We start from the raw sequence: 13,418 nt of genomic DNA, 5'->3' as shown, positions 1-13,418 counted from the left end.
CAGGCAGTTCGAATTATGACTGCCTGATACTTAGTACCGACTACTGAATACCCCCAAATGAAATACTGGAAAGGAATTGAGGAGTTAGAAAACTCACCGGAGTTCTTGCAAACCGCGTTTGCTGAGTTCATGCCGGTAAAAGAGGCGCATGAGAGCAGTGATGCTACGTCAGCTCCGCGCCGTGACTTTCTCAAGCTGATGGGGTTTGGTCTGGCTGCCGCTACACTGGCTTCGTGTGAGAGCCCAGTATATAAAGCCATTCCTTACCTCAATAAGCCAGAGGAAGTAGACCCGACCATCTCCAACTTTTACGCTTCGACCTACTTCACTGGCGCCGATTATAATGCGGTGCTGATTAAAACTCGCGAAGGCCGACCCATCAAGCTGGAAGGTAATCCGGAGTCGCCGGTTACGCGCGGGGGGCTCTCGGCTCGCGCCCAAGCTTCGGTACTAAATCTGTATGATGGCGGTCGTTTGCAGCATTTTGCCATCAACAAGCAGCGTGCCGAGCGCGCCCAGCTTGACCGTGAGGTTCAGGCCAAGCTGACGAGTGCAACTGGTCGGATTGCCATTGTTTCACCGACCATTATCAGCCCGAGCACCAAGCGGGCCATTGCTGCCTTCGCCAGCCGCTACCCCAACACGGAGCACGTGATGTACGATGCGCAATCGGCCTCGGGACTCTTGCAAGCCAATGGGGGGGTAGTGCCTGGCTTCGACTTCAGCCGTGCGAACATCATCGTGAGCTTTGGCGCGGACTTTCTCGGCACCTGGATTTCGCCCGTTGAGTACTCCCGGCAGTATATCACCAACCGTAAGGTGAGCAGCGATAACCGGCGCATGTCGCGGCACTATCAGTTTGAAAGCACTTTTACGCTGACTGGTGCTAACGCTGATGTACGAGTGCCGCTCAAACCATCTGAGGTGGGACCGGCCATTCTGGCGCTCTATAATGCTGTGGTTGGCGGTGGGGGTTCCTCGACATACAATAGCCCACAACTCACTAAAGTGGCGGCTGAGCTACAAGCCGCGCGGGGCGCTAGTCTCGTGGTAGCAGAATCGAACGACCCGGCCGTGCAGACACTGGTGGCTGCCATCAACCAAAATTTGGGTAATGTTGGCACCAGCATTAACCCGGCTACCCCCAGCTATGTGCGTCAGGGCGATGATGCCGCAATGGTTCGGCTGGTGAATGATATGAACGCTGGCACAGTGGGCGCTGTAATTTTCTACCGTGCCAATCCAGTCTACAATCACCCACTTGGTGCCAAAGTAAGGTCAGGTCTGGCCAAAGTGCCGGTCACGATTTCTATGAATGACCGGTTCGATGAAACTGGTACGCTTTGCCGGTACGCTGCTCCCGACCATCACTGGATGGAATCGTGGAATGACTATGAGCCGCGGCGTGGCTCTCTGAGTTTGAGCCAGCCAGTAATTACGCCGCTTTTTTCGACTAGGCAAGCTCAGGACAGCCTGTTAATCTGGGCTGGCCAAAATGAGACGTACTACAATTTTCTGAAAGACACTTGGCGCGGAATTCTGGGCGCTGATAACTTTCAGACTGCCTGGGATAAGGCCGTGCATGATGGAGTAGCAACTGGCACCGCGCTGGCGCCCGCTCCACCTCGCGCCGTCGCCATGAACATCGCTGATGCAGTATCACGCATTGGGGCAACCCCTAAGCTTGGTGGCAATCAGGTAGAGCTAGCCCTTTACGAAAAAGTCGCCATTGGTTGTGGCGGCGAAGAAGCCAACAATCCCTGGCTTCAAGAACTGCCCGACCCGGTGAGCAAGGCTACTTGGGGAAACTACGTGATGGTGCCCCGCAAGATGGCGCTCGATAATAAGTGGGAGCAAAACGATGTACTGCGCGTCACGGCTAATGGCCAGAGCGTGGAGTTGCCAGTTCTTATTCAACCCGGTCAGGCCAATGGCAGCGTCAGCATCGCCGTAGGTTATGGCCGCAAGCTTGCCGGCAAGGTTGGCGATAATGTGGGCGAAAACGCTTTCCCGCTGGCTATGGTTGGGCCCACTGGTATTATGTACCAGAATGTGGTGACGTTGACCAAAACCGACGCCACCTCGCCCATCGCCCAAACCCAGACGCACCACACCATTATGGACCGCAAGCCGGTCGTGCAGGAAAACACGCTGGCGGCTTACATCAAGAATCCCAAGGAAGTAACCGAGTACGATAAGGTTGCTACCCCCGATGGTTTGGAGAAGCCTAACAAAGTTTCTTTGTGGCAAGACTACCAGTACAATAATCACCACTGGGGGATGATTATTGACTTGAATTCCTGCATCGGCTGCAATTCGTGCGTGCTAGGCTGTCAGGTTGAAAATAACGTGGCCGTAGTGGGCAAGCAACAAGTGATTAATCGCCGCGAGATGCACTGGCTGCGCATTGACCGCTATTATAGCTCTAACGCGCACAAAACTGATTTCGAGGAAAAAGGTAAGATTGCGACTTACGCCGCAATGGAGGACCCTTCGGAAAACCCACAGGTAATCTTCCAACCTATGTTGTGCCAGCAGTGCAACCATGCACCGTGCGAAACTGTCTGCCCGGTGCTAGCCACCACGCATAGCTCAGAAGGCATCAACCAGATGACTTACAACCGTTGCATCGGCACTCGCTACTGCGCCAACAACTGCCCATATAAGGTACGCCGCTTCAACTGGTTTTCGTATTACTCCAACGAGAAGTTCGAGACCGTTAATGGTCATATGTTTACTGACCTGGGTCGCATGGTGCTAAACCCTGACGTGACGGTGCGGGCCCGTGGCGTAATGGAAAAGTGTACGTTCTGCATTCAGCGCATCCAACTGGCCAAGCTCGAAGCCAAAAAGCAAAAGCGCCGCCCGAAAGATGGTGAGGTCGTTACGGCTTGCGCCCAGTCGTGCCCGACCGAGGCCATCATTTTTGGCGACATGCGCGACCCAGAGAGCCGCATCAGCAAAACGCTGCGCCGCGAGGATGGCGAACGGGCATTTCACGCTCTGGAGTCAATTAACGTGCAGCCCAATGTGACGTACTTAACCAAGATTCGTAACGCCGAGAAAACCGAGTTTTTCCCAGCGGAGAACACTTGAGTGTGACAACCACATTCTTCCTCTAATAAGGTAGAGCGTGGTTGTTGCTTTCGGAAAATCTTAATCAGCAGCTAACATCTTCTCTACCTATCCCACCATTATGCAACACGTATCAGCCATTCGCGAGCCGCTCGTTACCGGCGGCAAATCGTACCATGACGTTACGGAAGACGTCTGTCGCCAGGTAGAGGCCGCGCCCAACATCCGCTGGATGGCTGCTTTCTCGGTGGCCTTGTTTTTTCTCGGTGTATTCTTCTACTCCGTGTACCGTACCGTTTGGTACGGCATCGGCGAGTGGGGACTAAATAAAACCGTCAACTGGGCCTGGGACATCACTAACTTCGTGTGGTGGGTAGGGATTGGTCACGCTGGCACGCTGATTTCGGCAGTGCTGCTGCTTTTCCGGCAGAAGTGGCGTAGCAGCATCAACCGGGCGGCTGAGGCCATGACTATTTTCGCTGTTATCTGCGCTGGACAGTTTCCCATCTTTCATATGGGTCGGCCTTGGGTTGGCTACTGGGTATTTCCTTTCCAAAACACCTTTGGCTCGCTGTGGGTGAACTTTAACTCGCCGCTGCTCTGGGATGTGTTCGCCATCTCGACTTACTTCTCGGTGTCGCTGGTATTCTGGTACACGGGCCTGATTCCTGACTTCGCCACCATTCGTGACCGCGCCAAGGGTAAGGTCAGCAAGCTGGCATACTCACTGCTCAGCTTTAACTGGAAGGGCTCGGCTAAGCACTGGTCCCGCTACGAGACCGTGTCGCTGATTCTAGCCGGCATCTCTACCCCCCTCGTATTGTCGGTACACACTATCGTGTCGATGGACTTTGCAACCTCGGTCGTACCGGGCTGGCACACGACCATCTTTCCTCCTTACTTCGTAGCCGGTGCTATCTTCTCAGGCTTCGCAATGGTGCTCACGCTTATGCTCATCACCCGAGTAGTGTTTAAGCTGGAGGACTACATCACGCTTGAACACATCGCGTTGATGAACAAAATCATGATGGTGACTGGCTCTATCGTAGGGGTCGCTTACATCACTGAGTTCTTCATCGCTTGGTACTCGCAAGTGGAGTTTGAGCAGTACGCTTTTATTAATCGTGCAACTGGTCCCTACTGGTGGGCTTACGCGGCCATGATGACTTGCAACGTAATCACGCCGCAGCTCGTGTGGTTCCGCAGGGTGCGTTACAGCATTCCGCTGACGTTTATTCTATCGATTATCGTCAACATCGGCATGTGGTTCGAGCGCTTCGTGATTATCGTTACTTCGCTGCACCGCGACTATCTGCCTTCCTCATGGGCCATGTTCTCGCCGACTCTAATTGACGTCGGTATGTATGTGGGCTCAATGGGCCTGTTCTTTACCTTGTTCCTGCTCTTCGCCAAATTCTTCCCGGTCATTAATATGGCCGAGGTAAAGACGGTACTGAAATACGGTGTGGATAACGGTCCAACCTACCGTGGCGATATCGCACACACTGCCCCAGCCCAAACGCAAACCATCGTGACGCCTGGCGTCCCCGCTTCCGCGCCCGTAGCTTATAACAAATCCAATGACTAGCGCCGCCACTTCCGCTGAATTGGCTGGTACCAGCCAACCTCTTACTGCCGAGACCCACACCAGCTCGAAGCGCTATGCCCTCGGCATTTTTGATGATGAGGACGTGCTCCTGCACGCCATTGAAAACATCCGCGCGGCGGGTGTGAAAATCCATGATGTGTTCTCGCCCTATCCCGTGCACGGCATTGACGATGCGCTCGGTATTGAACGCTCTCGGCTTCCCATCGCGGCCTTCTTCTTCGGTTGCGCTGGTTTGGCGTTTGCTCTTTGGATGCAGATCTACATGATGGGTTTTGATTGGCCGATGATTGTTGGCGGCAAACCTCACATCGCCCTACCCTCCTTCATCCCGGTAGCCTTTGAGCTAACGGTACTGTTCACTGCTTTTGGGATGATGATTACTTTCTTCACTATCAGTGGACTTTACCCTCGGCCTAAGGTGCATGTAATGGACGTGCGGGCCACAGATGACAAATTTGTAGTAGCTATTGAGCTAGACTCAACTTCTTCTCAACTACCCCAGCTGACTGAATTGTTGCGCGCCAATGGTGCCACCGAAGTCAATCAGAAAGAAATGACTGCTCAGCACTAATGATAAATTCACTTAAAATAAGTCTTGCCCTCTCAGTGTTGCTGACTGCGAGCTTGTCGTCGTGCAATACTCGGCCTGATGACCCCGGCATTCAGTATGCTCCGGAGATGTATGATCCCATTCCTTACGAGCCTTTAAAGCAATATAGCTTCAATCAAGTTAATGCTTTTGGTATCAACCAGCGGACACCCCCGATTGCGACGATCCCACGAGGCAAACTCGACTACTACACCCATATTCCTAAAGATAGTGTGGGAATTGCCGAGCGCACTCTGCGAAATCCTTATCCTTACACTAAGGAAAACCTGCTGGAAGGTCAGGTACTGTATACCCGTGTGTGCGCTCACTGCCACGGAGAAAATGGTAATGGCCAAGGACCGGTAGGCATCAAGTTTAAAGGGGTGCCAAATTATTCAGCGGCACAGTACAAGACTATGAATGACGGGCACATTTACCACGTCATCCAGTGGGGTAGGAATCGTATGATGCCGCACGGCTCCATCGTGAACCCAGAAGAGCGCTGGAAAATATCTATGTATGTGCACGTACTGCAACTAAACAATGACCCGGCTGACTTGCCAAAGCTGGTGAAGGCTACGGGCGGCTCGCAAACTGGGCCCATTGATTCAAATGTGCGGGACCGCGCCAATCAGTACCCAGTGGAGGAAGCACAGGCCGGCAAGGGTTCTGAAACTCCTGGTCAGGGCGGTACAGTAGGCCGCAATGGCAGCTCCATTTAAGCATCATCGCCCGACGTATCTAGGCGCACAACTAACGATGACAACACTGACCCATTCCGATAATCCTGTCGCTACTGCCGAACATCTGCAGCTTCCGATTGGTACCCGCAAGCTTTTCACCTACATTATAGGGGCCGGCATTCTAGTGATGATATTAGGCTTGCTGGCCAGTATTTTTCACATTGGCGAAGAGCAGCACGCCGCTAGCGCTGAGGCTGCTAACCACTTGGGAGCGTCAGCAGGCCACGGTGCTGGAGCTTCCGTAGAGCATGAAGGTAGTCCCGTTTGGCTTAAGCGGCTGCTGGTTAGCATCTGGCACAGCAATGTGTTCTTTATAGGCGTATCGGTTGTCGGTACTGTGTGGATGGCTATTCAATATGTAGCTTACGCAGGCTGGTCAGTGAGTGTGAAGCGCATCAGTGAGGCTCTGAGTGCGTGGTTGCTGCCAGGTGCTGTTATTATGCTGGTTGTCTTCTTGCTAGGTCGCCATGATATTTTTCATTGGACCCACGAGGGAATTATGGAGAAAGGCAACGCCAACTACGACGCCATTATTGCTGGTAAGAGTGGCTTTCTGAATTTGCCATTCTATTTGATTCGAATGGTGAGCTACCTAGCCATCTGGTGGATATTCTCGGAGCGGTTGCGTCAGCTTTCCTTGGCTGAGGACTTAAATGGTGGCACTTATTACTTCCATACTAGCATCAAAGCTTCGGCGCTTTTTCTGGTACTTTTCGCTGTCACGTCTTCGATGGCGGCCTGGGATTGGGTGATGTCCGTGGACACGCACTGGTTCAGTACGATGTTCGGCTGGTATGTGTTCGCCTCGTGGTGGGTATCCGGTATTGCTGCTATTCTACTAATTGCCATCTTTCTGAAGCAAGCAGGCTATCTGCGCCTGCTCACTTCAAATCACCTGCATGACCTAGCTAAGCTCATGTTCGGTTTCAGCATTTTCTGGACTTATATCTGGTTCTCTCAGTTCATGTTAATATGGTATGCTAATCTGCCTGAGGAAGCAGTTTACTATAATCAACGTTTGGGTGGTTTTGAAGGGCGCTATACTTGGATGTTCTTCTTCAATCTGATTATCAACTTCGCATTTCCTTTCCTTGCTTTAATGACGCGCGATGCCAAGCGGCAAATGATTATCCTGAAAATCGTGTGCATTGCTGTGTTGGTGGGCCATTGGTCTGACTTCTATTTAATGTTTATGCCTGGCACTATGAAGGGCGAAAACGGGTTCTTAATCGAGATAGGAGTTGCTCTTATTTTTCTTGGTGCTTTCCTTATTCTACTTACTCGCCGACTTACCGCCGCTGCCCTCGTTCCCCGGCATCATCCATTTCTAGACGAGAGCGTGCATCACGCCACCTAGCTTTTAGTAATCTGTAGAAAGCAGCCTCATTCTGAAAGAACTTCTGCTCTGCTGCTTGTTACTTACTACCCTCTTTATTAAAGCTCAATGACTGCTTTGACGATTTCGCTGGTGCTTGTACTATTGCTGGTCGTGTTCGGCCTGCTGTTCCGGTTACAGATTTTAACATCTATTTTCTCAGGCACCTATTCCCGCGAGATTGGCCTAAGTAATCGAGTGAATGCCATCTTGATGCTGGTGTTTATGGTAGTGGGTGGCGGCTTGTTTTTTTGGTCGTTCGGTGAGAACTATAATAAGATGAATCCACCAGTTGCCTCAGTGCATGGTCATGCGATGGAACGCATGTTCTGGACAACGATGATCGTTATTGGAGTCGCCTTCGTCTTAACCCACATTCTACTATTTGTGTACTCTTATAAGTATCAGCACAAAGAAGGACGTCGGGCATACTTTTTTGCTCATAATAATAAGATTGAAGTAATTTGGACTATTATTCCGGCCATCGTGATGGCATCACTGATTTTTGCGGGCTGGAAGGCTTGGACTCGCATTACAGGTCCGGCTCCAAAAGACTCAGTAGTAGTGGAGTTGATGGGCAAGCAATTCAACTGGTTGGTACGTTACCCTGGCCGCGACGAAAAATTGGGGGTAGTGAACTACCGCTTGATTGATGCGGTGAATGAGTTTGGGTTTGACTTGAGTGACAAGAGTGGTTTAGACGATTTCACTGCCAGTGAGGTTCATGTGCCCAAAGGGCACCCGGTGCTGATTAAGATTCGCTCTCGTGACGTTTTACACGCGGTTTATGCGCCTCATTTCCGGGTGCAGATGTATGCGGTACCGGGAATGCCAACGCGTTTTTGGTTTACACCCACAACCACTACGGACGAAATGCGCGCCAAGCTAGGCAATCCTAAATTCAACTATGAGTTGGCTTGCAACCAAGTTTGTGGTCGCGGACACTTCGCTATGAAGCTCAACATCATTGTGGACGAACCAGACGACTATGTAGCTTGGTACGCCACACAAAAATCTTTTTCTGAGCAAAATCCCGAGGTATTAGCCACCTTTAAGCAGCGTAGTAAAAACTCAGGGGGAACGGGCGCGCCAGCGCAACCTGATGGTGATGAAACACTTCGCCAACCCGCTCAACCTTTGGCTACCACTTCATCGTTGTAATATTTGTTAACTTTTTTAGTATATGGATATTAATCCCAATCTTTCCCCCGGTGTGCAGACGCAAGGCGGGATTGGTACGGCGCCAGTACCACAAACGGAGCACGAGGACCACCTGCATGAGCATGAAGAGCATCACGACCAGCATTGGCTGTTCAAGTATGTTTTCAGTCAGGATCATAAGGTCATTGCCAAGCAGTTCCTGATAACCGGAATGCTATGGGCTATTGTAGGTGGTACGCTCTCCAGCCTTTTTCGCTTGCAGCTCGGGTGGCCTGAAGCTACGCTGGGCTGGTTGGAGCCGGTGCTAGGCAAGTGGGTAGAAGCAGGCAAGCTGAACCCCGAGTTTTACCTGGCGCTGGTCACGATGCACGGTACCATCATGGTATTTTTCGTGCTCACGGCTGGCTTATCGGGTACGTTCTCAAACTTTCTGATTCCGCTGCAAGTAGGAGCCCGCGACATGGCATCGGGCTTTATGAATATGCTTTCGTACTGGTTTTTCTTTGTATCCAGCGTAATCATGTTCACGTCACTCTTTCTTGAGACGGGACCAGCATCAGCAGGATGGACTATTTACCCACCGCTTTCGGCGTTACCGCAAGCTATTCCCGGCTCCGGTGCCGGTATGACTTTCTGGTTGGTGTCGATGGCTCTGTTTATTGTTTCGCAGCTGCTTGGCGGCGTGAACTACGTCACGACTGTTATCAACCTGCGCACCCGCGGTATGAGCATGGCCAAGTTGCCTCTCACCATCTGGGCGTTCTTTCTGACGGCCATTCTGGGTATTCTAGCTTTCCCAGTGCTGTTCGCGGCTACCTTGCTGCTGGTTTTTGACCGTTCGTTTGGCACCTCTTTCTTCTTGTCTGACATCTACATTGCTGGGCAGGCGTTACACAACCAAGGTGGTTCGCCGGTTTTGTTTCAGCACTTGTTCTGGTTCTTGGGTCACCCGGAAGTGTACATCGTGATTATGCCCGCATTTGGCATAGTGTCCGAAGTCATGGCCACGAATGCGCGTAAGCCTATTTTTGGCTACCGTGCCATGATTGGCTCACTGTTGGGTATCTCGATGCTCTCGTTTGTCGTATGGGCTCACCATATGTTTGTAACGGGCATGAACCCCTTCCTCGGCTCGGTTTTTATGTTCCTGACCCTGATTATTGCGGTGCCATCGGGGGTAAAGGTCTTTAACTGGTTGGCTACGCTTTGGCGCGGCAACATCCGCTTCACGGCGGCCATGCTGTTTGCTATTGGTTTCGTGTCCCTGTTTATTTCGGGTGGCTTAACGGGTATCATTCTCGGCAACGCCACGCTCGATATTCAGATGCACAATACGTACTTCGTGGTCGCTCACTTCCACCTAGTAATGGGTTCGGCAGCGTTCTTTGGCTTGTTCGCGGGCGTTTATCACTGGTTCCCGAAGATGTTTGGCCGCATGATGGACGAGAAACTGGGTTACATCCACTTCTGGCTCACATTCATCGGGGTATACATGGTGTTTATGCCTATGCACTATGTAGGCATCGCCGGTTTTCCCCGCCGTTACTACGCTTGGACTGGCTTCGATGCATTCAGCCAGTTTGCTGACTTGAATAAGTTTATCTCGATTGCCGCCATCCTGGCATTCTTCGCGCAGTTCATCTTCATCTTTAACTTCTTCTACAGCATCTTCCGCGGTCGGCGCGCTACAGAGAATCCGTGGAAATCGAACACGCTGGAATGGACTACACCTGTTATACCCGGCCACGGCAACTGGCCCGGTGCGATTCCGGCCGTGTACCGCTGGCCCTACGATTACAGCAAGCCCGGTGCTGAAGCGGACTTCATTCCGCAAAACGTGCCTTATTCGAAGACTGCTTCTTCTAACCTGCCCTACGAGCGGGAAACGGCTGAGTAGTATTTAAAGCTTTATAAGTTAGCCTCAAAGCGGGCCGCCATTCTGGTGGCCCGCTTTCTTTTTGTCTCCGCTCCGATAGCTAATTAAATCGATGGCAAAGGAGATAAATTAGGTTAATACTTGTTCTATCAGCAGTTAATTAATAGCTGTCGAGACGGTATCTGATGAAAACGATAACCCCTGACTTTGTGCGCCGCTTTCGGTTCGTGGGCCTGCTCACCGTAGCTGCGGTTTATTTGTTGATACTTATCGGCGGGGTAGTGCGCAGCACCGGCTCCGGCATGGGCTGCCCCGACTGGCCCAAGTGCTTCGGTACCTGGATTCCGCCCACGCAGGCCAGTCAGTTGCCTGCTAACTACAAAGAGATTTACACGGCGCAGCGGGTAGCCAAGAATCAAAAGCTGGCGCGTACCCTGGAGCGGCTGGGATTCAAACAGGTGGCGAACGATATTTTCGCTCACCCTTCGCAGTACGTCGAAACCGACTTCAACCCGGTCAAAACTTGGATTGAGTACTTGAATCGCTTGCTGGGTGCGTTGATTGGCTTGTTCGTGTTTGCGACGGCGCTGGCTGCCTTACCCTATTGGCAGCGCGACCGGCCGGTGTTCTGGCTGGCGCTGGCCTCCTTTCTGCTTACTGGCGTGCAGGGCTGGCTGGGTTCGCTGGTAGTCTCCACCAACCTGCTGCCCATTATGGTGACCGTGCACATGGGCCTGGCTCTCCTCATCGTGGCGCTGCTGCTCTACGCGGTGGAGCGGGCTCGGTGGGCAGGAGGGGGGGTAGGGAATAAGGCGCCGAAGCTGGTTGCTGCTCCAGTAGAAACTACTTTCCGGCTGGTACTCTGGCTGGCCTTGCTGCTGACCTTCACTCAAATCGTGCTCGGCACTCAGGTACGCGAGCAGGTCGATATGGTGGCGGCAGCGGCTGAGTATGCGGGCCGCGCGACGTGGGTGAGCCAGCTGGGGGTAGTTTTCAAGGTGCATCGCAGCACGTCGCTGCTGGTGCTGGCCCTCAATGCCTACCTAAGCTACCGGCTGTGGCAGCTGGGCCAGTCCCGGCTGCGGCAACTGGCCCTGGCTACTATGGGGTTGATAGGGTTGGAGATTGTGGCCGGCATTACCCTGGCCTCTTGGGCGCTGCCCGCCGTAGTGCAGCCCGTTCATCTCACCCTGGCCGTCTTGCTGTTTGGCACTCAGTTCCTGACGCTGCTCGCGGTTAGTCCGGCGGCTCTCGTAAGAAGGCCGGACGTCCCAGCTCACCGAGTTGTGGCGTAACTTTGACCTGTCGACGGATGAACAAGATAGCTCCAGTGCGTGACCCCCTTCATGAAACGCTAATCGTTGCCCAGCGTGGGTCGGCTGATCCGGCGGCCGTGGCGGTGCCGCTTAAAGAGCGCTTGGCCGCTGAGGCGCCGGTTCGCGTCAGCAAGGCGCGGGCTTATTTTCAGCTGCTTAAGTTTCGGCTCTCGCTCACTGTGGCGTTTTCCAGCGCTATTGGCTACTTGCTGGGGGCGCGGGGCGAGTTGAACTGGAGCCGCGCAGCGCTCGTAATGCTGGGCGGCCTGCTGGTGACGGGCGCGGCCAATATCATCAATCAGATCCACGAGCGGGACCTCGATAAGCTCATGCGCCGCACCGCCAACCGGCCGCTGCCGCTGGGCATCCTTACGCCCGCCGAGGCGTGGGCATTTTGCGTCGGGCTGGGGGTAGGGGGTCTGGGACTGCTGGCTTATTGTTTCAACCCGCTCACGGCGGCGCTGTCGCTGCTCTCGCTCATTCTGTACGGGTTTATCTACACGCCGCTTAAAACCATCTCACCGGTGTGCGTGGCCGTGGGCGCCGTGCCGGGGGGCCTACCCCCCCTTATTGGCTGGGTCGCGGCCACGGGCTATATCGGCGTCGAGGCCTGGGTTTTGTTCGGTATTCAGTTTATGTGGCAGTTTCCGCACTTCTGGGCCATTGCCTGGGTGGCTGATGAGGACTACAAGGCGGCAGGCTTCAAGATGCTGCCCTCGCCGGGCAAGCGCGACCTGCGCACCGCCTTTCAGATTATGACCTATACGCTGCTGTTGATTCCGCTCAGCCTGCTGCCGCTGGAATTTGGCATTGCCGGCAAGGTCTCGGCCCTGGTGGCCGTTCTGGCGGGGGTAGGGTTCCTGATTCTGACCTTGCAGCTCATGCGCACGCAGTCGCGCAAGGCGGCGCTGGCTATCATGTTCGGCTCTTTTCTGTATTTGCCGATTGTGCAAATCGCGCTTTTACTCGATAAACTTTGAGTTAAAGTTGACCTTGGTTTGTTAGGGGGGTAGGCTTTTTACTAACAACCTGGCCTTGACACTGCCGGTTGATAACTGTTAATTCTTTACCCCATGACGCCGTCCGACATCAGCGCCGAGCCGCAGCTCGGCACCGGCACTCACCCCAAGCGGGTGGTGCTTATTTTGCTTATTTTCAGTATTATCATGATGTTCGCCGCCTTCACCAGCGGCTACATCGTGCGCCGCGACGAAGGCAACTGGCGCGAGTTCGACCTGCCTGCCAGCCTGCTGTATAACTCATTGCTGATTGCCCTGAGCAGCGCCGCCGTGCAGTGGGCTTATTTCTCGGCTCGCAAAGACGAGGTAAAGCGCGTAAATCTGGGTCTGGGGCTAACCTTGCTGCTGGGCCTGGCGTTTCTGGTCGGGCAGGTGGGCGTGTGGAGCGAGATGGTAGCGGGCCGTACATTCTTCGGGGGCAGCGACGCCAATCCGTCCGGCTCGTTCGTGTACGTGCTCATGGGCGTGCACGCTTTTCACCTCGTCACGGGCCTCGTGTTTATCGCCGTAGTGCTCTTGCGAAGCCTTAAGTATCAAGTACATTCCCGCTCGTTACTCTCCATCGGCAATGCCACCATCTACTGGCATTTCCTGGGCGGCCTTTGGTGGTACTTGTATTTGTTCCTACTTTTGAACCACTGATTCCGCTTTCGAT

10 protein-coding genes are annotated in these 13,418 nt (G+C 53.4%); all 10 read left to right on the top strand.

What is annotated here, in order from left to right:
• Positions 1-57: 57 nt before the first annotated feature.
• The 10 genes from ACFE70_RS07250 to ACFE70_RS07205 all read left to right on the top strand — a co-directional run bounded on the left by ACFE70_RS07250 (position 58) and on the right by ACFE70_RS07205 (position 13,405).
• Positions 58-3,096: a TAT-variant-translocated molybdopterin oxidoreductase gene (locus tag ACFE70_RS07250; protein ID WP_375417059.1), complete on the top strand. Its 3,039-nt coding sequence runs from the start codon at positions 58-60 to the stop codon at positions 3,094-3,096.
• Between the two features lie 100 nt (positions 3,097-3,196).
• The gene (gene nrfD / locus ACFE70_RS07245; protein WP_375417058.1) at positions 3,197-4,663 is read left to right on the top strand and encodes an NrfD/PsrC family molybdoenzyme membrane anchor subunit; all 1,467 of its coding nucleotides are present in this window, start codon (positions 3,197-3,199) and stop codon (positions 4,661-4,663) included.
• The gene (locus ACFE70_RS07240) at positions 4,656-5,255 is read left to right on the top strand and encodes a DUF3341 domain-containing protein (RefSeq protein ID WP_375417057.1); all 600 of its coding nucleotides are present in this window, start codon (positions 4,656-4,658) and stop codon (positions 5,253-5,255) included. The genes nrfD and ACFE70_RS07240 overlap by 8 nt, the downstream gene beginning before the upstream one ends.
• A 107-nt stretch (positions 5,256-5,362) precedes the next feature.
• Positions 5,363-5,995: a c-type cytochrome gene (locus ACFE70_RS07235; RefSeq protein WP_375417056.1), complete on the top strand. Its 633-nt coding sequence runs from the start codon at positions 5,363-5,365 to the stop codon at positions 5,993-5,995.
• A gap of 37 nt (positions 5,996-6,032) precedes the next feature.
• Entirely contained in the window at positions 6,033-7,373 is a 1,341-nt protein-coding gene (locus tag ACFE70_RS07230) for a quinol:cytochrome C oxidoreductase (RefSeq protein WP_375417055.1), read from the top strand.
• Between the two features lie 87 nt (positions 7,374-7,460).
• Positions 7,461-8,552 carry a cytochrome c oxidase subunit II gene (locus ACFE70_RS07225; protein ID WP_375417054.1) on the top strand — a complete coding sequence of 364 codons (1,092 nt, stop codon included), beginning with the start codon at positions 7,461-7,463 and terminating at the stop codon, positions 8,550-8,552.
• A 22-nt stretch (positions 8,553-8,574) separates the two neighbouring features.
• Positions 8,575-10,449 (top strand): cbb3-type cytochrome c oxidase subunit I, encoded by a 1,875-nt coding sequence (locus ACFE70_RS07220; RefSeq protein ID WP_375417053.1) that lies wholly within the window; start codon positions 8,575-8,577, stop codon positions 10,447-10,449.
• A gap of 164 nt (positions 10,450-10,613) precedes the next feature.
• The gene (locus ACFE70_RS07215; protein WP_375417052.1) at positions 10,614-11,723 is read left to right on the top strand and encodes a heme A synthase; all 1,110 of its coding nucleotides are present in this window, start codon (positions 10,614-10,616) and stop codon (positions 11,721-11,723) included.
• Between the two features lie 104 nt (positions 11,724-11,827).
• On the top strand, positions 11,828-12,724 hold the full coding sequence (gene cyoE, locus ACFE70_RS07210; protein ID WP_375417129.1) for a heme o synthase: 897 nt from the start codon (positions 11,828-11,830) through the stop codon (positions 12,722-12,724).
• Positions 12,725-12,817: 93 nt separating this feature from the next.
• Entirely contained in the window at positions 12,818-13,405 is a 588-nt protein-coding gene (locus ACFE70_RS07205) for a heme-copper oxidase subunit III (protein ID WP_375417051.1), read from the top strand.
• The last annotated feature ends 13 nt before the right edge of the window (positions 13,406-13,418 follow it).

It is taken from the genome of uncultured Hymenobacter sp. (assembly GCF_964243305.1).
Lineage (GTDB): Bacteria > Bacteroidota > Bacteroidia > Cytophagales > Hymenobacteraceae > Hymenobacter.
The sequence above is the reverse complement of the archived record's forward strand: the minus strand, read 5'-3'. Positions and strand labels throughout refer to the sequence as shown.